Annotated in this window: 21 protein-coding genes and 1 riboswitch; of the genes, 9 read left to right on the top strand and 12 right to left on the bottom strand. The window is 69.9% G+C overall.

Features of this window, described 5'->3' with window-relative positions:
- Positions 1 to 4: 4 nt before the first annotated feature.
- The 6 genes from ABD164_RS16425 (at position 5) to ABD164_RS16400 (ending at position 4,934) form a co-directional block, all read left to right on the top strand.
- Positions 5 to 748 carry an ABC transporter ATP-binding protein gene (locus ABD164_RS16425; RefSeq protein ID WP_344297502.1) on the top strand — a complete coding sequence of 248 codons (744 nt, stop codon included), beginning with the start codon at positions 5 to 7 and terminating at the stop codon, positions 746 to 748.
- Positions 738 to 1,778 carry an ABC transporter permease gene (locus ABD164_RS16420; protein WP_344297500.1) on the top strand — a complete coding sequence of 347 codons (1,041 nt, stop codon included), beginning with the start codon at positions 738 to 740 and terminating at the stop codon, positions 1,776 to 1,778. The genes ABD164_RS16425 and ABD164_RS16420 overlap by 11 nt, the downstream gene beginning before the upstream one ends.
- Positions 1,775 to 2,644, top strand: coding sequence for a uroporphyrinogen-III C-methyltransferase (cobA, locus tag ABD164_RS16415; protein WP_344297498.1), 870 nt, complete (start codon positions 1,775 to 1,777; stop codon positions 2,642 to 2,644). Before ABD164_RS16420 ends, cobA begins: the two co-directional genes overlap by 4 nt.
- Positions 2,645 to 2,711: 67 nt before the next feature.
- The gene (locus tag ABD164_RS16410; RefSeq protein WP_344297496.1) at positions 2,712 to 4,124 is read left to right on the top strand and encodes an FAD-dependent oxidoreductase; all 1,413 of its coding nucleotides are present in this window, start codon (positions 2,712 to 2,714) and stop codon (positions 4,122 to 4,124) included.
- Positions 4,121 to 4,462: a ferredoxin gene (fdxA, locus tag ABD164_RS16405; protein WP_344297494.1), complete on the top strand. Its 342-nt coding sequence runs from the start codon at positions 4,121 to 4,123 to the stop codon at positions 4,460 to 4,462. The genes ABD164_RS16410 and fdxA overlap by 4 nt, the downstream gene beginning before the upstream one ends.
- A 118-nt stretch (positions 4,463 to 4,580) precedes the next feature.
- A complete protein-coding gene (locus ABD164_RS16400) occupies positions 4,581 to 4,934 on the top strand; it encodes a hypothetical protein (RefSeq protein ID WP_344297492.1) in 354 nt (117 codons plus the stop codon).
- 73 nt (positions 4,935 to 5,007) lie between these two features.
- Here ABD164_RS16400 and ABD164_RS16395 read toward each other — a convergent pair whose 3' ends face one another.
- From ABD164_RS16395 to ABD164_RS16360, 8 genes are all read right to left on the bottom strand, one after another.
- A complete protein-coding gene (locus tag ABD164_RS16395; protein WP_344297490.1) occupies positions 5,008 to 5,724 on the bottom strand; it encodes a four-helix bundle copper-binding protein in 717 nt (238 codons plus the stop codon).
- A gap of 23 nt (positions 5,725 to 5,747) precedes the next feature.
- Entirely contained in the window at positions 5,748 to 7,121 is a 1,374-nt protein-coding gene (locus tag ABD164_RS16390) for an MFS transporter (protein ID WP_344297488.1), read from the bottom strand.
- Positions 7,122 to 7,317: 196 nt separating this feature from the next.
- Positions 7,318 to 7,674: a hypothetical protein gene (locus ABD164_RS16385; RefSeq protein ID WP_344297486.1), complete on the bottom strand. Its 357-nt coding sequence runs from the start codon at positions 7,672 to 7,674 to the stop codon at positions 7,318 to 7,320.
- Positions 7,675 to 7,761: 87 nt separating this feature from the next.
- Positions 7,762 to 8,241, bottom strand: a complete 480-nt coding sequence (gene ribH, locus ABD164_RS16380; RefSeq protein ID WP_344297484.1) for a 6,7-dimethyl-8-ribityllumazine synthase — start codon at positions 8,239 to 8,241, stop codon at positions 7,762 to 7,764.
- A complete protein-coding gene (gene ribA, locus ABD164_RS16375; RefSeq protein WP_344297481.1) occupies positions 8,238 to 9,536 on the bottom strand; it encodes a GTP cyclohydrolase II in 1,299 nt (432 codons plus the stop codon). The genes ribH and ribA overlap by 4 nt, the downstream gene beginning before the upstream one ends.
- Complete coding sequence (locus tag ABD164_RS16370; protein ID WP_344297479.1) at positions 9,533 to 10,198, bottom strand: riboflavin synthase; 666 nt, start codon at positions 10,196 to 10,198, stop codon at positions 9,533 to 9,535. The genes ribA and ABD164_RS16370 overlap by 4 nt, the downstream gene beginning before the upstream one ends.
- Before the next feature lies 1 nt (position 10,199).
- Positions 10,200 to 11,273, bottom strand: a complete 1,074-nt coding sequence (gene ribD / locus ABD164_RS16365) for a bifunctional diaminohydroxyphosphoribosylaminopyrimidine deaminase/5-amino-6-(5-phosphoribosylamino)uracil reductase RibD (RefSeq protein ID WP_344297477.1) — start codon at positions 11,271 to 11,273, stop codon at positions 10,200 to 10,202.
- A 73-nt stretch (positions 11,274 to 11,346) separates the two neighbouring features.
- Positions 11,347 to 11,492: riboswitch (FMN riboswitch) on the bottom strand.
- Positions 11,493 to 11,672: 180 nt separating this feature from the next.
- Complete coding sequence (locus ABD164_RS16360) at positions 11,673 to 12,656, bottom strand: sugar-binding transcriptional regulator (RefSeq protein ID WP_344297475.1); 984 nt, start codon at positions 12,654 to 12,656, stop codon at positions 11,673 to 11,675.
- Between the two features lie 152 nt (positions 12,657 to 12,808).
- On the opposite strand from ABD164_RS16360, the gene ABD164_RS16355 reads away from it, so the two are divergent.
- The 3 genes from ABD164_RS16355 to glpK all read left to right on the top strand — a co-directional run bounded on the left by ABD164_RS16355 (position 12,809) and on the right by glpK (position 17,059).
- Positions 12,809 to 14,563, top strand: a complete 1,755-nt coding sequence (locus tag ABD164_RS16355; protein ID WP_344297473.1) for a glycerol-3-phosphate dehydrogenase/oxidase — start codon at positions 12,809 to 12,811, stop codon at positions 14,561 to 14,563.
- A 142-nt stretch (positions 14,564 to 14,705) separates the two neighbouring features.
- The gene (locus ABD164_RS16350; RefSeq protein WP_344297471.1) at positions 14,706 to 15,479 is read left to right on the top strand and encodes an MIP/aquaporin family protein; all 774 of its coding nucleotides are present in this window, start codon (positions 14,706 to 14,708) and stop codon (positions 15,477 to 15,479) included.
- A gap of 65 nt (positions 15,480 to 15,544) precedes the next feature.
- Positions 15,545 to 17,059 carry a glycerol kinase GlpK gene (gene glpK / locus ABD164_RS16345; RefSeq protein WP_344297469.1) on the top strand — a complete coding sequence of 505 codons (1,515 nt, stop codon included), beginning with the start codon at positions 15,545 to 15,547 and terminating at the stop codon, positions 17,057 to 17,059.
- Between the two features lie 130 nt (positions 17,060 to 17,189).
- On the opposite strand, the gene ABD164_RS16340 is transcribed toward glpK, so the two are convergent.
- From ABD164_RS16340 to ABD164_RS16325, 4 genes are read right to left on the bottom strand one after another with little or no spacing between them, the layout of a single operon-like run.
- A complete protein-coding gene (locus ABD164_RS16340) occupies positions 17,190 to 17,945 on the bottom strand; it encodes an HAD family hydrolase (RefSeq protein WP_344297467.1) in 756 nt (251 codons plus the stop codon).
- Positions 17,942 to 18,520: a GNAT family N-acetyltransferase gene (locus tag ABD164_RS16335; protein ID WP_344297465.1), complete on the bottom strand. Its 579-nt coding sequence runs from the start codon at positions 18,518 to 18,520 to the stop codon at positions 17,942 to 17,944. The genes ABD164_RS16340 and ABD164_RS16335 overlap by 4 nt, the downstream gene beginning before the upstream one ends.
- 1 nt (position 18,521) lies before the next feature.
- Positions 18,522 to 19,529: a tryptophan--tRNA ligase gene (gene trpS / locus ABD164_RS16330; protein ID WP_344297463.1), complete on the bottom strand. Its 1,008-nt coding sequence runs from the start codon at positions 19,527 to 19,529 to the stop codon at positions 18,522 to 18,524.
- 32 nt (positions 19,530 to 19,561) lie between these two features.
- A complete protein-coding gene (locus ABD164_RS16325; RefSeq protein WP_344297461.1) occupies positions 19,562 to 20,401 on the bottom strand; it encodes an exodeoxyribonuclease III in 840 nt (279 codons plus the stop codon).
- Positions 20,402 to 20,405 lie beyond the last annotated feature (4 nt).

The raw sequence follows: 20,405 nt of genomic DNA, 5'->3' as shown, positions 1-20,405 counted from the left end.
GCACATGAGCGGGCAGACGGCCATTCGCATCGAGCACGTGGGCAAGCGCTTCGGCGCGGGGCCGCTCGTGCTCGACGACGTGAACCTCGACATCGCCGAGGGCGAGTTCGTGTGCCTGCTCGGCGCGTCGGGCTGCGGCAAGTCGACACTGCTGAACCTCATCGCCGGGCTCGACCGGCCGACGACCGGCACCATCGACGTGCCCGCCGAAGGCGCCGCCGTGATGTTCCAGGAGTCGGCGCTCATGCCGTGGCTCACCGCGCAGGCCAACGTCGAACTCGCGTTGCGCCTGCGCGGGGTTCCGCGGTCGACGCGCGCGTCGCAGGCGCGCGAACTGCTCGCGACCGTCAATCTTTCGGATGCCGCTGCCAAACGCCCCCACGAACTGTCGGGTGGCATGCGCCAACGCGTCGCGCTGGCGCGCGCGCTCGCTCAAGACCGGCCCGTGCTGCTCATGGACGAGCCCTTCGCGGCGCTCGACGCGATCACCCGCGACCTGCTGCACGACGAACTCGAACGGGTCTGGCGGCGCACTGGCCGCACGATCGTGTTCGTCACCCACAACGTGCGCGAGGCGGCCCGGCTCGGGCAGCGCGTCGTGCTGCTGTCGAGCCGACCCGGCCGGGTCGCGGGCGAGTGGCGCATCGACGCCGCCGAGGGCCGGCGCATCGAATCGCCCGAGGTCGCGGCGCTCTCGATCGAGATCACCGCCGAGCTTCGCAAGGAGATCCGCCGAAATGCCGCGTGAACAAGACCCCGTCGGTCGAGTAACGACGAAGGAGCGTATCGAGACCACTGGCACCACCGTCGGTCGAGTGGCGGCGCCGGAGGCGACCCGTATCGAGACCCCCGACCCCGGGACATCCGCACCAGGTCTCGATGCGCTCGCCGGCGCTCGCCACGCGACCGACGCAGGCGACGACCTGCGCACGCTCGAATCCGGCCTCGACCGCCTGCAGACAGACGCAGAGCACCGGCCCGGCCTCTGGCGCCGGTTCACGACGAGCGTGCTGCCGCCGATCGTCTTCGTCGTGGCGCTGCTCGTCGCCTGGCAGCTCTACGTCGTCATCGCCCAGCCGCGCCCAGACCTCGCACCCGGACCGCTCGACGTGGCCGGCGCGCTCGGCGATGCCTGGCAGAGCGGCCGTCTGCAGCTCGCCGTCGCGACGAGCCTCGAGCGCGGGGTGGTCGGATTCCTCATCGCCGTCATCGTGGGCACGCCGCTCGGGCTGCTGCTCGCCGAGGTGAAGCCGCTGCGTCGCGCGGTCGGCCCGATCATCTCGGGCCTGCAGGTGCTGCCGTCGGTCGCGTGGGTGCCCGCGGCCATCATCTGGTTCGGGCTCAGCGACGCGACCGTCTACTTCGTCGTGCTCATGGGCGCGGTGCCGTCGATCGTGAACGGCCTCATCTCAGGTGTCGACCAGGTGCCGCCACAACTGCGCCGGGTCGGCACGGTGCTCGGCGCCGGGCCCGGCCGGCTCGCCACCCTCGTCGTGCTGCCGGCCGCACTGCCGGGCTATGTCGCCGGACTCAAGCAGGGCTGGGCGTTCTCGTGGCGCTCGCTCATGGCCGCCGAGATCATCGCCACCGGGGGCACGATCGGCTTCGGCCTCGGCTCGATGCTCGACCAGAGCCGCGAGCTCGCCGACCTCGCCGGGGTGCTCGCCACGATCATCACGATCCTCGCGATCGGCATCCTCATCGAACTCGTCGTCTTCGCCCCGCTCGAACGGCGGATGCTGCGCCGCCGGGGCCTGCTCGTGGAGCGGTCGCGATGAGCGCCGGTCGCCGGTCGAGTAGCGCCGCCGGAGGCGACGCGTATCGAGACCAACGCGGCGGGCCTCGATACGGCGCTGACGCGCCTACTCGACCGACGGGGCGCGTCACCCTCGTGGGCGCGGGCCCGGGCGACGCCGGGTTGCTCACGATCCGCGGCCTACGTGCCCTCGAGGCGGCCGACGTCATCGTCGCCGATCGTCTCGGCGCGCGCGGCGTGCTCGACGGCCTCGCCGCGGAGGGCGTGCGCCTGCAGGCCGAGGTGGTCGACGTCGGCAAGCTGCCCGGCCACCACGCGGTGCCGCAGGACGCCATCAACGAACTGCTCGTGACCCTCGCCCGCGATGGGAGGCAGGTGGTGCGCCTGAAGGGCGGCGACCCGTTCATCTTCGGCCGCGGCGGCGAGGAGGTCGCGTACTGCCGCGACCACGGCGTCGACGTCGAGGTGGTGCCCGGAATCACGAGCGCGATCTCGGTGCCGGCGATCGCGGGAATACCGCTCACGCACCGCGGCCTCGCCACGACGTTCACCGTGGTCACCGGGCACGACCAGATCCAGTCGCTCGGCGGCGGTCGCGACCACACCGTGGTGCTGCTCATGGGCATCGGCACGCTCGCGAACTCCGCGATCACACTCGCGCGCGGCGAGCGCGGCGCCGGTTGCCCGGTCGCGATCATCGAGGACGGCTACGGGCCGCGCCAGCGGGTCACCGTCGGCACGCTCGACACGATCGCGCTGCAGGCCGCGCGTCGCGGCATCCGTTCGCCCGCCGTCGTCGTGGTCGGCGATGTGGTGACGCTGAGCCCGTACGCGCCCCTTCCGTGGGTTGAGGAGGCGCCCCGGCGCCGTCTCGAAACCCGTCGATGAGGTTTCGAGACGGTCGCTCCGATCCCTCCTCACCCTGCTCAGCTCCCGACCGAAAGGCCACCCCCTCATGACCCTCTCCCTTCGCATCGCGATCGTCGGCGCCGGCCCCGCCGGCATCTACGCCGGCAACATCCTGAACCGGCAGGTCGCCGAGGCCGGCGGCGAGGTCGCGATCGACCTGTTCGAGTCGCTGCCCGCGCCCTACGGGCTCATCCGCTACGGCGTCGCGCCCGACCACCCGCGTATCAAGGGCATCGTGAACTCGCTGCACGAGATGCTCGACGCCGGCACGATCCGGCTCATCGGCAACGTCGAGGTGGGCCGCGACGTCACGGTCGACGAGTTGCGCGAGCGCTACGACGCCGTGGTCTTCGCCACGGGCGCGCTGAAGGACGCCCCGCTCGACATCCCGGGCATCGACCTGCCGGGCTCCTACGGTGCCGCCGACCTCGTGGCCTGGTACGACGGACACCCCGACGTGCCGCGCGACTGGCCGCTCGAAGCCGAGCGGATCGCGGTGATCGGCAACGGCAACGTCGCGCTCGACGTCGCGCGCGTGCTCGCGAAGCACCCGAAGGACCTGTTGTCGACGGATGTCCCGGCGAACGTCGTGGCGGGCTTCGAGGCGTCACCCGTGACCGACGTTCACGTGTTCGGTCGCCGCGGCCCGGGACACGTGAAGTTCACGCCCATCGAGCTGCGCGAACTCGGCGAAGTGCCCGACGTCGACGTGATCGTCTACGACGACGACTTCGAACGCGCCGCCGGTGACCCCCATGCCGAGCGGCTGCACGCCTCGAACAACCAGGTCAAGGTCATGACCCGCACCCTCAACGGCTGGCGCAAGCCCGCCGACTGGACCCCGACGGCGTCACGTCGACTGCACCTGCACTTCCTGCACGCCCCGGTCGAGGTGCTCGGCGACGGACGCGTCGAGGGTGTGCGCTTCGAGCGCACCCGACCGGTCGGCGACGGCTCGGTCGAGGCAACCGGCGAGTTCGTCGAGTACCCCGTGCAGGCCGTATACCGCGCCGTCGGCTACGCGAGCTCGCCCCTGCCGGGCGTGCCGTTCGACGAGCGAAGGGCCGTGATCCCCAACGACGGCGGACGGGTGACGGATGCCGCGGGCACGCCCATCCAGGGCGTCTACGCAACCGGCTGGATCAAGCGCGGCCCCGTCGGCCTCATCGGCCACACCAAGGGCGACGCGCTCGAGACCGTCACGAACCTGCTCGCGGATGCCGCGGGCGGCGCACTGCTCGCTCCGGTCGTCGACGCGGCGGACGGCGACGAGGTGTTCGAGCTGCTCGAGGCCCGCGAAGTGCGCTACACCACGTGGGCCGGATGGCTCGAGCTCGACGCACACGAGCGCGCCCTCGGCGAGGCATCCGATGCCCCCGTGACGCGCGAGCGCATCAAGGTCGTGCCGCGCGACGAGCAGGTCGAGATCTCGCGCGCCGGCCTGCTGGTCGCCTCATGACCTACGTCATCGCGCTGCCATGTGTCGATGTCAAAGACCGTGCCTGCATCGACGAGTGTCCGGTCGACTGCATCTACGAGGGTGAACGCTCGCTGTACATCCACCCCGACGAGTGCGTCGACTGCGGTGCGTGCGAGCCGGTCTGCCCGGTCGAGGCCATCTACTACGAAGACGACCTTCCCGACGTGTGGGCCGACTACTACAAGGCCAACGTCGAGTTCTTCGAGATCTCGACGGGCTCGATGCAGGCTCTCGGCTCACCCGGCGGTGCGGCGAAGACCGGCGCCCTCGACTTCGACCACCCGCTCGTTGCGGCGCTGCCGCCGCAGGCCGACTGACGTGGCCGCCGTGTCGACGGCGCAGTGCGGCGGCAGACTGTTTCAGCGTGTGACGGCCGGTCGGGACATCCGCCCCGCCCGTGCGTATCGTGGCGGAATCGAACCACGAGGAGCCATCATGTCGCACCGCGAGCCGCACGCCGCCACCGAGCCCCGCACGGGCGCGGTCAAGGGCATGCGCGGCTGCGAGTCGGCGACCGAGTGCTCGAGCGACCGGCCCGGGCACGGACTCCACGCGATGCAGCAACGGCTCGCCGCGACGACCGCGAGCAAGTGGGTCGACGGGTTCGTCGTGTCGACCGACGATGCGGGATTCGCCACGATCGCCGGCTTCGACGGCGGCGCGGTCCAGCGCGTCTGGCACCATGACGCGTTCGCGGGCGCACTGCGGGCCGGCGACCCGGTCGCCGTGCACGCGGTCTACGGCGTGCTCGCCCGGGGCGCCGAGCGCTTCAGCGTCGCGTACGCCTGAACGCCGTCGCGTACGCCTGAGCCCGGGTCGCGATGCGCGTCGCCTGCGGCGGCGCTGCTCGATCAGCGAACGCTCACGCCACCGGCATCGCCTCGCTCATCGAGCCCATCATCTTCTCGAGCGCCATGGCCGCCTGATCGCACGCCATCGCGCACATGCGGCAGTGCTCGCTCATCTCGGCGTGCATCATGCACTCGGCCGAGCACGCGCGGCACATCATGATCGTCGTCTGCATCATCGACGACATCACGGCCATGTCCATGCCGTTCATGCGCAGCATCATGCGCATCATCGTGTCGCACATGTCGGCGCAGTTCGCGCACATGGCGGCGCACCGGCCCATGCCCTCGCCCGCGTCGGCATCGGCGCACATGACGCATGCCTGCGCGCACGCCGAGATCGCCTCGAGACACTCCTGCATCATCGCCGGATCCATGCCCTTCATCGGCATCTCCGACGACGACATGGCACCCTTCATCATGTCCATCGTCATGTTCATCTGCACGCTCCGCCGCCCCGGGCGGCCGAGCGTCGACGGTGCCGGCGGATGACTCGGCAGCCCTGATGCGGCCATGCTACGCCGCGCCGTACGGGCCCAGAAGGGCCCTGTGTGACGTTCTCGTGAAGTTGCGCGCCCAGCAGCTCGCCCGATCCCGTCACGAGAACAGGAAGACACGCCGCGTCGGTCGCGAAAACAGGTAGCCACGCCGACGCCAGACGCCGGGCTTCCTGTTTTCGCACCAGGAGTCCGCGACGGCAAGGCGAAACGAGGGGCCGGATGTCGCGACATCCGGCCCCTCGTCTCGAACGCACTCAGGCGTTCATGTCGACGTCTTTCGTCTCTTTCGAGACGAGCAGCGCGATGAGCGTGAGCACGGCCATGACCGACAGGTAGATGCCGACCCAGAACGGGCTGCCGCCACCGGCCTGCCACAACGCCACCGCGATGAACGGGGCGACCGCGGCGCCGAGGATCGACGACACGTTGTACGAGATGCCCGAGCCGGTGTAGCGCACGTTCGTCGGGAACAGTTCGGGCAGCAGCGCGCCCATGGGGCCGAAGGTCATGCCCATGAGCGCGAAGCCGATGACGAGCCAGAGCATGACGCCCCAGAATCCTGCGCCGAGCAGCGGCACCCAGATGAGGCCGAACACGATGATGCCGAGCGTGACCCAGATGAGCGTCTTGCGACGGCCCCAACGGTCGGCCCACGGGCCCGAGAGCAGGGTGAAGATGCCGAAGAACACGACACCGCCGATGAGCATGAGCACGAACGTGTTGTACGAGTAGCCGAGTCCGGGCAGTGCGCCTTCGGTCGCCTCCTGCGGGGCGCGGCCGTACGACAGCGAGAAGGTGGTCATCAGGTAGAAGAGCACGTAGGTCGCCAGCATGAAGAACGTGCCGAGGATGAGCTGCTTCCAGTAGTTCTTGAACACGTTCGCGAGGGGCAGGCGCGTGAGCTTGCCCTGCTTCGACGCGTTCGAGAAGGCGGTCGACTCGACCAGGCGCAGTCGCACCCAGAGGCCGACGACGACCATGACGACCGAGAACAGGAACGGGATGCGCCAGCCCCAGTCGAGGAATGCCTGCGACGGCATCGAGGGGTCGTCGCTCGGGAGCATCGCCGCGATGACGAGGAACAAGCCGTTCGCGATGATGAAGCCGATGGGGGCCCCGAGCTGCGGGAACGTGCCGTACCAGGCGCGCTTGCCCTCGGGGGCGTTCTCGGTCGCCACGAGCGCGGCGCCCGACCACTCGCCGCCGAGCGCGAAGCCCTGCGCGATGCGCAGGATGACGAGCAGCAGGGGTGCGAGCCAGCCGACCATCGCGTACGTCGGCAGCACGCCGATCAGGAACGTCGCGATGCCCATGGTGAGCAGTGCGCCGACGAGCGTCGCCTTGCGGCCGTGCTTGTCGCCGAGGTGTCCGAAGATGACGGCGCCGAGGGGCCGTGCGATCATCGCGGCGCCGAAGACCGCGAACGATGAGAGCAGCGCGGTCGTCGCGTCGCCCGTCGGAAAGAACAGGTGGGGAAAGACGAGCACCGCAGCGGTCGCGTAGACGTAGAAGTCGTAGAACTCGATCGTCGTGCCGATGAGGCTCGCGAGTACCACGCGGCTGCGCGGATTGGCCGGGGTGGCGGTGGTGGTGACGGGTGCGGCCGGGGCCGCGGTTGGTGCAGACATCGCTGGCGAAGACTCCAAGAGGGGTGCGGAAGAACGCTGCGCCCCGAGGCACGTCGGTCAGGCGTTCGAACCGGAGGCAGTGCAGGAATCGTCGCTTGTGGCAACCTGTCCACCCTACGCGAGCACCGCATGCGCCCAGGCGCATGTCGGGTTCCCGATGCGGTGAGCGGCGGGCTCGGTGCGGCGAACGGCGAGATCAGCGCCAGGCGACCGCGATCACGATGTTCGCGAACGTGAGCACACCGGTCGTCCAGAGGGCCCAGCTCGGCGCCGGGTCCTTCTTGCGGTAGACGAAGACGAGCACCGTGATGATGATCGCGATGAGGAGCTTCACCGCGATCTTCACGTTGTTCACGTCGGACAGGTCGCCGATCTGGATGGTCGCCACGAGGAGGACGCCGGTTACGATCTGCGTCAGCGCGCCGCGCCACATGATGGGAAGCACGGTGCCTTTGCCTCCCGCAATCGCCTTCTGTTGCACGAGGAATCCGCCGAAAAGCATCGCGAGGCCGACGAAGTGCAGGATGAGGAGGATGATGCGCAGGATGTCCATGCTCCTGAGCCTAGGAGTCGCGGGGTTCTCGCCGCCACCCGAGCACCCGGTGGCGGCGAGAATCCGATCGAAAGTCGGATGCCGAGGTCAGCGACCGCCCGAGCGCACCGCGACCAGCGCGCGGGCGGTCGCGATCGCGGCCTCGGCGGCCTCGCGGCCCTTGTCCTCCTTCGAGCCGGGCAGCCCGGCGCGGTCGAGGCCCTGCTGCTCGTCGTCGAGGGTGAGCACGCCGAACCCGACCGGCTTGCCGGTGTCGAGGGCGACCCGGGTGAGCCCGTCGGTCGCCGCGGCCGACACGTACTCGAAGTGCGGCGTGCCGCCGCGGATGATCACGCCGAGCGCGACCACCGCGTCGGCGCCCGCCTCGAGCGCGGCCTTCGACACGACGGGCAGCTCGAAGCTTCCGGGCACGCGCACGAGCGTGAACGATGCGCCCGACGCCTCGAGCGTGCGGGTCGCGCCGGCGATGAGCGCGTCGGTGATCTGGTCGTGCCAGCTGCCCGCGACGATCACGACCTTCAGGTCGCTGCCGTCGACGTTCAGTTCGGGGGATCCTGCTCCGCTCATGATGCGTGTCCTTCCAAGAGGGCCTCAGCCGCCGCGTCGGCGAGCTGCTGGTCGTCGATCGTGTGTCCCATGCGGTTGCGCTTGGTCTCGAGGTACCCGGTGTTGACGTCGACCACGCCGACGACGAGCGGCAGCCGCTCGACGACGTCGATGCCGTGGGCCTCGAGCTGGCGCACCTTCTCGGGGTTGTTCGTCAGCAGCCGCACCCGACTGATGCCGAGGTCGGAAAGGATGCCGGTCGCCGCGCTGTAATCGCGAGCATCGATCGGCAGGCCGAGTGCGAGGTTCGCATCGAGCGTGTCGAGGCCGTCTTCCTGAAGGCGGTAGGCGCGCAGCTTGTTGATGAGGCCGATGCCCCGGCCCTCGTGGCCGCGCAGGTAGACGACGACGCCACCCGTGCGCTGGATCGTCTCGAGCGCGGTGTCGAGCTGCGGCCCGCACTCGCACTTCAGCGACCCGAAGGCCTCACCGGTCAGGCACTCGGAGTGCACGCGCACGACCGCACCGACCGGGTCGTCGGCCGGGTCGCCCGCGATGATGGCGACGTGATCGGCGCCGGTGCTGCGGTCGCGGTAGGCGCGCACAGTGAACTCGCCGCGGTCGGTCGGCAGCTTCGTCTCGACCTCGAACGCGACGGCCGAGGATTCGGGCACGGCCGCGGTCGCGGCATCCGCCCATGGATCGCGACCCGTGTCGCGCATCCAATCGACGAGCGCCGCCACGGTCGTGACGGGCAGCCCCGCGCGCTCGCCCATGGCGATGAGCCCCGGAAGCCGCATCATCTCGCCGCTGTCCTCGACCATCTCGCCGATGACGCCGACCGGTTCGAGACCGGCGAGGCGCATGAGGTCGACCGCCGCCTCGGTGTGGCCGGCACGCTCGCGTACGCCGCCGTCGACGGCGCGCAGCGGAACGACGTGCCCGGGTCGATGCAGTGAACGCGGCTCCGACGCCGGATCGGCGAGCACGCGCAGGGTGTGTGCGCGATCGGCGGCGCTGATGCCCGTCGACGTGCGGTCGGCCGCGTCGACCGTGATCGTGTAGGCGGTCGTGCGCGGGTCTTCGCTGCGCTCGGTCATCAGCGGCAGTTCGAGCCGGTCGGCGACCGAGTTCGGCATCGGCGCGCAAAGGTAGCCGCTCGTGTGCCGCACCATCCACGCGATCCACTCCTGCGTCGCGAACTGCGCCGCCATGATGGCGTCGCCCTCGTTCTCACGACCTTCGTCGTCAGCGACGATGACGGGCTTGCCCGCGCGCAGCGCATCGAGGACTTCGGGGATGGTTGCGAGGCTCATGCGGTACCTCCGGTGCTGTGGATGGACGACGGGATCTCGACCGACTCGGTGCCGAGGCGGCCGGCGAAGCGCAGCATGCGCTCGACCTGGCGCGCGAGGATATCGGTCTCGATGTTCACCCTGTCGCCGACGACCCGGTCGCCGAGCGTGGTCGCGGTGAGGGTCTCGGGGATGAGCGACACCTCGAACCACGAGCCGCCGGGCTCGTCGCCGACGGCGCTCACGGTGAGCGAGACGCCGTCGACCGCGATCGAGCCCTTGTCGACGACGAGCGGCGCGTGCGACGCGTCGAGCGAGAATCGGATGACCCGCCACGCGTCGCCCGGGCGGATCTCGAGCACCTGCGCGGTGCCGTCGATGTGGCCCTGCACGATGTGCCCGCCGAGCCGGTCGCCCACCTTCGCGGCCCGCTCGAGGTTCACCGCGAGCCCTTCGGCGGCGCCGTCGAGCGTCGACATCGCGAGCGTCTGCGCCATCACATCGGCGGTGAAGCCCTCGGCGTCGAACTCGACGACGGTCAGGCACACGCCCGACACCGAGATCGAGTCGCCGTGCGTGACGCCCTCGACCACGAGCGGCCCCCGCACGCTCAGGCGGGCGGCGTCGTCGGTTCGCTCGACGCGCGTGATCGTGCCACGCTCCTCGATGATTCCGGTGAACATGTCAGTTCCTCTCAGTAGCGTTGCCCGAGTAGCGGAGCGTATCGAGACCCGAGGCCGGGTGCGCGACGAGCAGTACGTCGTCGCCGAGTCGTTCGATGTCGGTGAAGGTGAAGCGCTTGGCGCCGTCGATCGACGTGATGCCGAGGTCGCCGAGCGCGAGCCGCGGGCCGCCGAGCAGCGCAGGTGCGACGTAGACGAGCAGCTCGTCGACGAGGCCCGCGGCCACGAAGGCGCTCGCGAGCGTCGGCCCGCCCTCGATGAAGAGCGAACGGATGCCCCGCCGCTGCAGTTGCTCGAGGTCGGCGGCCAGGTCGGTTCCGGTGAAGAACATGGGCGCGTGCGGGTGGCGGGTGATCGACGCGTCGGCGGGCACCTCGCGCCGGCCGAACACCACCGGCACGGGCTGCACGTCGTAGAACTGCCCGCCGGGGTCGCGCGCGGTGAGTGCCGGGTCGTCGGCGAGCACGGTTCCGGTGCCGACGGCGATGGCGTCGGCGGCGGCGCGTCGCCGGTGCACGTCGGCACGGGCGGCCGGGCCGGTGATCCACTGGCTCGTGCCGTCGGCCGCGGCGGCGCGGCCGTCGAGGCTCGACGCCCACTTCACGATCACGCGCGGGCGGCGGTGGCGCGCGGCGAACAGCCAGTCCTCGAGCATGGCCCCGGCCTCGTCGGCGAGCACGCCGCCGTCGACCTCGATGCCGGCGTCGCGCAGGCGTTGCGCTCCGCCGGCGGAGTGGTCGCCGGGATCTGAGACGGCGTAGACGACCCGGGCGATGCCGGCCTCGATGAGGGCGAGCGCGCAGGGGCCGGTGCGGCCGGTGTGATTGCACGGCTCGAGCGTGACCACGGCGGTGGCGCCCTCGGCCGCACCCGGGGCGAGCTTCGAGAGCGCGTCGACCTCGGCGTGGGCTGTGCCCGCTCCACGGTGCCAGCCCTCGGCGATGACGTCGCCGGCGCGCGAGAGGATCACGCAGCCGACGCGCGGGTTCACCCCGCGTGAGGGGCCGCGCGTGGCGAGCTCGAGCGCGCGGCGCATCGCTGCGGCATCCGCCATCGTGTGCGCACCCGTGGTCATCCCTCGTCCTGTTCATCAGGGCTCCGGGGATGCTCGGCGCAGCCGAACAGGTCGACGACGCTTCGCGTCGCCGACACGTGCCGCCTCCCATCCGGACTTTCACCGTCGGTACCGGAATTCCACCGGTTCAACCGAGTGCGCCCGATCTCTCGATCGACCGCACCCGGCTCGCGGACTGTAACCGCCGGTTCGGAATTGCACCGACCCCGGAGCACGTTGTCGTGTCGATTCTATGTCAACGCGGGCGCGCGCGTCCTATTCCCACGTCGCACCCGGCTCTCCGGCGTCGATCACCGCAGCCGAGTGGGCAGAGATCGTCCTTCCCCGCTATATGAAGGTCGATCTCTGCCCACTCGATCTCTGCGGGGTGTTCGCGCGCGTGAAGGGGGCTCGATCGGGTCACGCCGCCTCGACGAGGGCCCGGGCCGCGCCCTCGTCGACGATGAGGTCGGTGATGAGCCCGGCAGCGAGCGCGCCGTGCAGGCTCGGGATCTTCGCGCGCCCCGAGACGACGCACACACGGCGCGGCGCGCGGCGCAGTACCGCGAAGTCGGGCCCGGTCGCACGTTCGTTCAGCGCGATGCCGTCGCTCGAGCCGTCGGCTCGGTAGAACACGGTGGCGACGTCGCCGACGACGCCGTCGCGGCTGAGCGCCTCGTAATCGGCGCGCTCGAGGTAGCCGCCCTGGTAGACGTGGCTCGGCACCTCGGCGAACGGCGAGCCGAGGCCGAACAGCGCGACATCCATGCGGCTCTGCAGGTCAAGAAGGCGTCGAGTCGAGCGTTCGCGCCAGAATGCCCGCCGGGTCTCGGGGTCGTCGAAGAAGGCAGGCACGGGGGACTGCTGCACGTGCGCACCGAAGGCGTCGCCGAAGCGGCGCAGCAGCTCGCTCGCGTAGAGGATTCCGGTCGAGCGCACGTTGCCGGCGCCGTTGAGCTGCACGATCTCGGTGTTGTGGGTCGCCTTCGGCACGAGATGACGGCTCATGGCCGTCATGGTGGAGCCCCACGCGATGCCGATCGTCTGGTTCGAGTCCACGTACTGGCCGAGAATACGTGCAGCTGAGAGCGCGACACGGTCGAGCCGGTCGACGTCGCTCGCGTGGTCGGGCACTGGGACGACGTGCGCGTGCACCTCGTGACGCTCGAGGATCTCCTGCTCGAGCCGGCTCGGCAGGTCGAGCGGCGAGTGGATCGAGATCTCGACCAGTCCGCTCGCCCGGGCATGGCTCAAGAGGCGTGAGATCGAGGATCGCGAGGTGTGCAGCTCGTGGGCGATCGCGTCCATCGTGAGGTCCTGCATGTAGTAGAGGTGCGCGGCCCGAAGGGCGTCGCGTGTCTTGCCCGGCACCGTCTCGGTCTCGCCCGGCTCGTTCTCAGTCATCCTGCTCTCCCCTTGCACGTATGTGCACGCAGCTTGCAATAGCGTGCGAGCATGCTCACGATGTATTCATCCACACCGGACCCGTCGGCGCAAGCCGATCGCGGCCGATGGATTCGCATCGAGTACCCACCCGCATCGAGAAGAGGACAGCGATGTCTGCGAACCCCACGACCACGCAGCGACACCGCCACGGTCGCGCCCCGCGCCTGCGCGCCGAGGTCGCGGACCTCCACGCCCGGCCCACGGCCGACGTGGTCGTCATCGGCGCCGGTATCAACGGCATCGCCACGTTCCGTGATCTCGCCCTGCAAGGCGTCGACGTGGTGCTCGTCGAGCGCGACGATTTCGTCTCGGGCGCATCGTCGGCCTCGTCGCACATGATCCACGGCGGCATCCGCTACCTCGAGAACGGCGAGTTCCGGCTCGTCCAGGAGTCGGTGCGGGAGCGGAACGCCCTCATCCGGATCGCCCCGCACTACGTCAAGCCGCTCGAGACGACGGTGCCGATCTTCTCGACGTTCTCGGGCATGCTCTCGGCGCCGATGCGGTTCCTGACCCACAGGGCGGGGCGGCCGACCGAGCGGGGTGCCGCGCTCATCAAGGCCGGGCTCACGCTCTACGACTCGTTCTCGCGCGACGGCGGTCAGGTGCCGCGACACCGGTTCCACGGTGCGAAGCGGTCGCTCGCCGAGCTGCCGGCCCTCAACCCCGGCGTGAAGTACACCGCGACCTACTACGACGCCAGCATGCACGATCCCGAGCGGCTCGCCCTCGACGTGCTCTTCGACGGCCTCGCCTCGGGCCCGCACGCCCGTGCCGCCAACCACCTCGAGGCGGTCGCGCTCGGCGCCGAAGGCGTGCGCGTGCGCGACGGGCTCACCGGCGAGGAGTTTGCGATCGCCGCCGACGTCGTCGTCAACGCGTCGGGGCCCTGGACCGACATCACGAATGCGCAGCTCGGTCACCCGTCGCGGTTCATGGGTGGCACCAAGGGATCGCATATCGTGCTCGACCACCCCGAGTTGCTCTCCGCGACCGCGGGCCGCGAAATCTTCTTCGAGCACGAAGACGGACGGATCGTGCTCATCTACCCGCTCAAGGGCCGCGTCATGGTCGGCACCACCGACCTCGAGCACGACATGCGACAGCCCGCGGTGTGCACCGACGACGAGGTCGACTACTTCTTCGAACTCATCGCGCACGTTTTCCCAGGCATCCGGGTCGATCGGTCGCAGATCGTCTACCGCTTCTCGGGAGTGCGGCCGTTGCCGCGCCACGATGACACGCAGCCCGGGTTCGTGAGCCGCGACTACCGCATCGAGCGGTCCGACGTCGCTGAGCGGCCGGGAACGATGCTGCTGAGCCTCGTCGGCGGCAAGTGGACCACGTTCCGGGCCCTCGCAGAGCACCTGTCCGACGAGGTCCTCGGGCGCCTCGGGCGCACGCGCGTGCACTCCACGAAGGGACTCGCGATCGGCGGCGGCGCGGCGTACCCGGCGACCGACGATGCCCGCCGGGTGTGGGTCGCGGCGCACGGCGACGAGGTCGGCAACGCGCGGGCCGCGGCGCTCCTCGACCGATACGGCACCCGAGCCTCCGACCTGCTCGGCGAGGTCGAGGGCGCCGAGGACCTCGCCCTCGACCATCACCCCGGGTACACGCGGGGCGAGATCCGGTGGCTCGTGCGCAACGAGCGCGTCGTGCACCTGCTCGACCTCGTGCAGCGGCGCACCAGTATCGCGTTCACCGGCACCCTCACGGCGCCGCTGCTCGAGGAGCTCGCCGACCTCGTCGCCGCCGAGCTCGCCTGGGACGCCGAACGGCGAGTCGCCGAGGTCGCGCAGGCGCGCCGTGTGCTCGCCGAGCGCCATGGCGTCACACTGCTGGAGGTCGCGGCGGCCGGGTGAGGTCGTCCGAATCTGCACGGATGTGCACCGCGAAACCCGTGATTCGGTGCCGATGGCCCGGTAGCTTCATCGAGGCCGGCATCGTCCGGTGCTCCCGGCGGGCGGATGCGACATCCGTTCGCCCACTCGAAGGAAGGTCAACGTGGACAATCTCGGAATCGTGTTCCTCGCGGAACTCGTCGGCACGGCGATGCTGGTGCTGCTCGGCTGCGGCGTCGTAGCGAACGTGGCGCTCGCCAAGACGAAGGGCTTCAACGGCGGGTTCCTCATGGTGAACTTCGGCTGGGGCCTCGCGGTCTTCGCCGGCGTCATCGTGGCGTACGCCTCCGGCGCGCACATCAACCCCGCCGTCACCCTAGGACTCGTCGCGAACGGCGCCACCGAGTTCGGCAACCCTGCGTTCGGCACCGCAGTGCCGGTGAACGTCGTCTCGGTGCTCACCTACATCGGCGCACAGCTGCTCGGCGCGTTCCTCGGCGCGATCGCGGCGTGGTTGGCCTACAAGCAGCACTTCGACGCCGAGCCCGAGCCGGCCAACAAGCTGGGCGTGTTCTCGACCGGCCCCGCCATCCGCTCATACGGCTGGAACCTCGTCACCGAGATCATCGGCACATTCGTGCTCGTCTTCGTCGTCATCGGCTTCGGCCGGCAGGGCGACGCCTCGGGCCTCGCTGCGCTCGGCGCGCTGCCCGTGGCCCTGCTCGTGGTCGGCATCGGCGCGTCCCTCGGTGGCCCGACCGGCTACGCGATCAACCCGGCACGCGACCTCGGCCCGCGCATCGCGCACGCCATCCTCCCGATCAAGGGCAAGGGCAGCAGCGACTGGTCCTACTCATGGGTCCCCGTCGTCGGCCCCATCATCGGCGGCGTCCTCGCCGGCTGGGTCGCGATCCCGCTCCTGCCGCTCCTCGGCTGAGCTGCGGCATCCGCTCGCCGAATCCACCCGCACCACCCATTCACTGACAGCAACGGAGGTCTCAGATGACTGACTACGTCCTCGCGATCGATCAGGGCACCACCTCATCGCGCGCGATCATCTTCGACAAGGCCGGATCGATCGTCTCGACCGGGCAGCTCGAGCACGAGCAGATCTTTCCCAAGGCCGGCTGGGTCGAACACGACCCCGCCGAGATCTGGCGTAACACGGGAGAGGTCATCGGCCAGGCACTCGGCAAGGCGAACCTGACCCGCCACGACATCGCCGCGATCGGCATCACCAACCAGCGCGAGACCGCGGTCGTGTGGGACCGCACGACCGGCGAGCCGGTGTACAACGCGATCGTGTGGCAGGACACCCGCACCCAGCCGATCGTCGACCGGCTCGCAGCCGACGGCGGCGTCGAGCGCTTCAAGCAACAGGTCGGCCTGCCGCTCGCGACCTACTTCTCGGGCACGAAGATCGTCTGGATCCTGGAGAACGTGCCCGGTGCACGGGAGAAAGCCGAGGTCGGCGACCTGCTGTTCGGCACGACCGACACCTGGGTGCTGTGGAACCTCACCGGCGGAGTCGACGGCGGCGTGCACGCGACGGATGTCACGAACGCGAGCCGCACGATGTTCATGGACCTCGAGACCCTCCAGTGGGACGACGAGATCCTCGCCGCGTTCGGCGTGCCGCGCTCGATGCTGCCCGAGATCAGGTCGTCCTCGGAGGTCTACGGCGTCGCGAACGAGCACTCGCTGCTGCGCGAGACGCCGATCGCCGGCATCCTCGGCGACCAGCAGGCCGCGACCTTCGGCCAGGCGGCGTTCGAGACCGGCGAGGCGAAGAACACCTACGGCACCGGCAACTTCCTGATCTTCAACACGGGCGAGGAGATCGTCCACTCGAAGAACGGCCTGCTCACGACCGTCGGCTTCAAGCTCGGCGACCAGCCAGTGCACTACGCACTCGAGGGCTCGATCGCCGTGACCGGCTCGCTCATCCAGTGGCTCCGCGACAACCTCGGCCTCATCTCCTCGGCCGCCGAGGTCGAAGAGCTCGCGAAGTCGGTCGATGACAACGGCGGCGCGTACTTCGTGCCGGCGTTCTCGGGGCTGTTCGCGCCCTACTGGCGCCCCGACGCTCGCGGCGCGCTCGTCGGCCTCACCCGGTACGTGAACAAGGGCCACATCGCCCGTGCAGCGCTCGAGGCCATCGCATTCCAGACCCGCGATGTCATCGAGGCCGTGAACGCCGACGCCGGGGTGGACCTCACCGAGCTCCGCGTCGACGGCGGCGCGACCGCCAACGACACGCTGCTGCAGTTCCAGGCCGACATCCTCGGCGTGCCCGTCGTGCGCCCGGTCGTCGCCGAGACCACGGCGCTCGGCGCGGCATACGCGGCCGGTCTCGCGGTCGGCTTCTGGTCGAGCCTCGACGAGCTGCGGGCCAACTGGCAGGAGGACAAGCGCTGGACCCCGTCGATGGACGAGGCCGAGCGTGCACGTCTCGACCGCAACTGGAAGAAGGCCGTCTCGAAGACCCTCGACTGGGTCGACGACGACGTCGCATAAGCCTCACCGCAGGTACGGTGAGGTGACGGGTCGGGTGCATGGGGGTGCGCCCGACCCGTTCTCGTCTCGTGACGCGCCCGTAGCCGTTGCGCCGCGCTGCGGCGCGCCCTGCTGCGGTGCGCCCCGCTGCTCAGACGGTGAGGCGCTCGGCGAGGATCGGCGCGAGTTCAGTGAGCGATGCGATCTCGACGACGTCGACCAGCGCTGCCGATGCGGCCTCGTCGTCGGCCATCGTCGCGCCGGTGCGATTGAGCCACACGCCGACGAGTCCGGCGGCGGCGGCACCGATGGCGTCGGTGGCGAGGCGGTCGCCGACATAGGCCGCAGCCGTGACGGGCGCGTCGGACTCGAACCGTGCGATCGCCTGCTCGAAGATGCGCACGTCGGGCTTGGTGATGCCGACGTCGCCCGATGCGACGATGTGCGCGAATCGGTCGAGAATGCCGAGCCGCTCGAGCTTGGCTCGCTGGAGGTCGAGCTCGCCGTTCGTGATGATGCCCAAGCGCACGCCCGGCAGCACGTCGACGAGCGCGTCGAGCGCGGGCAGCGCGTCGTCGTGCAGCGACCATGACTCGCGGTAACGCTCGAAGTAGCGGGCGAACCATGCGCCGGCGGCGAGTTCGTCGAGCTCGTCACCGTGGGCCAGTGCGAAGTCGCGTGCGCGCGCTCGTCGCTGGCCCTCGAACGTCAGCTGCCCCGCGAGGTAGGCGTGGTAGTGCTCTTCTTCGAGGTCGCGCCAGAACTGTTGCGCGGGTGCGCGTTCAGCGTCGTATGCCCGTTCGGCCATATGCGCCACAATGCCCGCGTCGACCGCGGCGCGGTGCGCCATGAGAGTGTCGTCGAGGTCGAAGAGCACGACCGGCGTCGCCGCACTCGGCGAGGTCATCGGCCGCCGCCGAGGATCGACTGCCAGCTGTCGTGCGCTCGCGCGTCGATCACGGCGCCCCGCTCGCCACTCCACGCCGGCAGGTCGACGCCGTCGCGGCCCGGAACCGTGCCTGCGTCGGTCGTCGTGTTGATGAATCCCGAGGCGCGGGCGACCGAGGCCGAGGCGACGTTGCCGGCGTTCGCCCGCCATGAGATCGTGTCGATGCCCGGCACGCCGCCCGCGAACGCCCAGTCGCAGAGCGCCGTCGTCGCCTCGGCCATGACGCCCGAGCCGCGGTGCTCGGCGCCGAGCCAGAAGCCGATCTCACGGGGCCCGGTGCGCAGGCTGATGACGCCCATGAGCGGACTGCCCACCTCAGGTCGGATGGCCCACGTCAGCTCGGAACCGGCCACCCAGGCTTCGGGCACGTACTCGGTCAGGAACCCTCGGGCGTGCGCGTCGGTGTACGGCCATGGTGTCGTGAGGAACCGCTCGAAGAGCGGATCTTGGCAGTAGTGAGTGACCAGTTCGATGTCGCGTTCGGCCGGTAGGTCGAGCACGAGGCGCGGCGTGCGCAGGGTGACAGGTTGCATCTCAGCCGCGACGCACGAATCCGACACGGTCGTAGACCTCGCGCAGGATGCGCTCGGCACGCTCGCTCGCGCGCTCGGCGCCGACCGCGAGCAGCCGGTCGAGCTCGGCGGGGTCTTCGAGCAGTTCGAGGGTGCGTGCGCGGATGGGCGTCAGGCGGTCGACGACCACTTCGGCGAGATCTTTCTTGAAGTCGCCGTAGCCGCGGCCCGCGTAGCGCGCCTCGAGTTCGGCGATGGAGTCACCGGTCGTCGCAGCATAGATGTCGAGCAGGTTCGAGATGCCGGGCTTCGTGTGCGGCTCGTAGCGCACCTCACGCTCGGTGTCGGTGACGGCGCTCTTGATCTTCTTCGCCGTGATCGCAGGGTCGTCCATGAGCTTCACGAGGCCCGCCTCTGACGCCGAGGACTTCGACATCTTCGCCTCGGGCTCCTGCAGATCGTAGATGCGCGCCGACTCTTTGGGGATGAGCGCCTCGGGCACCACGAACGTGTCGCCGTAGCGCGAGTTGAAGCGCCCCGCGAGGTCGCGCGTGAGCTCGAGGTGCTGTCGCTGGTCGTCACCGACAGGCACGAGGTCGGTGCCGTAGAGCAAGATGTCGGCGGCCATGAGCACCGGGTAGGTGAACAAGCCGACCGTGGTGGCGTCGGTGCCGTGCCTGGCCGACTTGTCTTTGAACTGCGTCATGCGGCTCGCCTCGCCGAAGCCCGTCATGGTGCCGAGCACCCATGCGAGCTCGGTGTGGGCCGGCACGTGCGACTGCACGAACAGCGTTGAGCGCTCGACGTCGACGCCCGCCGCGAGGTACTGGGCGGTCGTGCGGCGCACGTTGTCGTGCAGCGCCTTCGGGTCTTGCGCCACCGTGATCGCGTGCAGGTCGACGACGCAGTAGATGGGGTCGTACTCGTCTTGCAGTGCGACCCAGTTGACGAGCGCACCGAGGTAATTGCCGAGGTGCAGCGAATCGCTCGAGGGCTGCATGCCCGAGAAGACGATGGGGGTGGTGGTCATGGATTCAACGTTCTCGTGTGTGGGAGAGATGGTCAGATGGCGTAGTCGACGACGACCGGGGAGTGGTCGGACCATCGCTCGTCGTAGGCCGCCGCACGGTCGACCGTGTACGACGCCACCGTTGCCGCGAGCGCGGACGAGGCCAGGTGGTAGTCGATGCGCCACCCGGTGTCGGTGTCGAACGCCTTGCCGCGCATCGACCACCACGTGTAGGGGCCATCGACCTCGCCTGCTGCCCGGCGGCCGACGTCGACCCAGCCGAGGCCCGCGCCGGCGTTGTAGTCGGGTGCGTCTTCAGCACCCACGAACCGGTCGAAGTACTCGCGCTCGCGGGGCAGGAAGCCGGCCTTCTTGACGTTGCCCTTCCAATTGCGGATGTCGAGCCTTCGGTGGCCGACATTCAGGTCGCCGACGATGACCGCGAGTTCTGTGTGCTCGACGAGCCGGGGCATGCGCTCTTCCATCGCATCGAGGAATCGGTACTTCTCGACCTGCTTCGGCGTGCCGTCTTCACCGGAGTGCACGTAGGCCGACACAACGGTGAGCACCCGCCCGTCGACGTCGTAGTCGGCCTCGAGCCAGCGACCGGCGCTGTCGAAGTCGGGCGCGCCGAGCTCGACCCGGTGGATCTGGGCGCGGTTGCGGCTCGCGATCGCGACCCCGGCCCGGCCCTTCGCGGTCGCAGGGTCGTGCAGGATGTCCCAGTCGTCGCCGAGCAGGCCCTGCAGGTCATCGGTCGACGCGCGCACCTCTTGCATGGCGAGAATGTCGACGTCGCGAGCCACCAGCCACTCGCCCATGCCCTTGCGGAATGCAGCGCGCACGCCGTTGACGTTGACGCTGGCGAGTCGGACGGGTTTCGCGGAGGGCATGCAT

The sequence above is a fragment of the Agromyces neolithicus genome, assembly GCF_039529735.1.
Taxonomy (GTDB): domain Bacteria; phylum Actinomycetota; class Actinomycetes; order Actinomycetales; family Microbacteriaceae; genus Agromyces; species Agromyces neolithicus.
This window is presented reverse-complemented; position numbering and strand designations above follow the sequence as displayed.

Excerpts from the sequence above, each read along its gene's own strand:
- ABD164_RS16390 (WP_344297488.1), bottom strand. The coding sequence starts at position 7,121 with ATGTCTGCACCAACCGCGGCCCCGGCCGCACCCGTCACCACCACCGCC.
- ABD164_RS16340 (WP_344297467.1), bottom strand. The coding sequence starts at position 17,945 with ATGACCTCGCCGAGTGCGGCGACGCCGGTCGTGCTCTTCGACCTCGAC.
- ABD164_RS16400 (WP_344297492.1), top strand. The coding sequence starts at position 4,581 with ATGTCGCACCGCGAGCCGCACGCCGCCACCGAGCCCCGCACGGGCGCG.
- ABD164_RS16425 (WP_344297502.1), top strand. The coding sequence starts at position 5 with ATGAGCGGGCAGACGGCCATTCGCATCGAGCACGTGGGCAAGCGCTTC.
- ABD164_RS16410 (WP_344297496.1), top strand. The coding sequence starts at position 2,712 with ATGACCCTCTCCCTTCGCATCGCGATCGTCGGCGCCGGCCCCGCCGGC.
- ribD (WP_344297477.1), bottom strand. The coding sequence starts at position 11,273 with ATGACCACGGGTGCGCACACGATGGCGGATGCCGCAGCGATGCGCCGC.
- ABD164_RS16420 (WP_344297500.1), top strand. The coding sequence starts at position 738 with ATGCCGCGTGAACAAGACCCCGTCGGTCGAGTAACGACGAAGGAGCGT.
- ribH (WP_344297484.1), bottom strand. The coding sequence starts at position 8,241 with ATGAGCGGAGCAGGATCCCCCGAACTGAACGTCGACGGCAGCGACCTG.
- ABD164_RS16385 (WP_344297486.1), bottom strand. The coding sequence starts at position 7,674 with ATGGACATCCTGCGCATCATCCTCCTCATCCTGCACTTCGTCGGCCTC.
- glpK (WP_344297469.1), top strand. The coding sequence starts at position 15,545 with ATGACTGACTACGTCCTCGCGATCGATCAGGGCACCACCTCATCGCGC.
- ABD164_RS16355 (WP_344297473.1), top strand. The coding sequence starts at position 12,809 with ATGTCTGCGAACCCCACGACCACGCAGCGACACCGCCACGGTCGCGCC.
- ribA (WP_344297481.1), bottom strand. The coding sequence starts at position 9,536 with ATGAGCCTCGCAACCATCCCCGAAGTCCTCGATGCGCTGCGCGCGGGC.
- cobA (WP_344297498.1), top strand. The coding sequence starts at position 1,775 with ATGAGCGCCGGTCGCCGGTCGAGTAGCGCCGCCGGAGGCGACGCGTAT.
- ABD164_RS16325 (WP_344297461.1), bottom strand. The coding sequence starts at position 20,401 with ATGCCCTCCGCGAAACCCGTCCGACTCGCCAGCGTCAACGTCAACGGC.
- ABD164_RS16335 (WP_344297465.1), bottom strand. The coding sequence starts at position 18,520 with ATGCAACCTGTCACCCTGCGCACGCCGCGCCTCGTGCTCGACCTACCG.
- ABD164_RS16360 (WP_344297475.1), bottom strand. The coding sequence starts at position 12,656 with ATGACTGAGAACGAGCCGGGCGAGACCGAGACGGTGCCGGGCAAGACA.
- fdxA (WP_344297494.1), top strand. The coding sequence starts at position 4,121 with ATGACCTACGTCATCGCGCTGCCATGTGTCGATGTCAAAGACCGTGCC.
- ABD164_RS16370 (WP_344297479.1), bottom strand. The coding sequence starts at position 10,198 with ATGTTCACCGGAATCATCGAGGAGCGTGGCACGATCACGCGCGTCGAG.
- ABD164_RS16395 (WP_344297490.1), bottom strand. The coding sequence starts at position 5,724 with ATGTCGCGACATCCGGCCCCTCGTTTCGCCTTGCCGTCGCGGACTCCT.
- trpS (WP_344297463.1), bottom strand. The coding sequence starts at position 19,529 with ATGACCACCACCCCCATCGTCTTCTCGGGCATGCAGCCCTCGAGCGAT.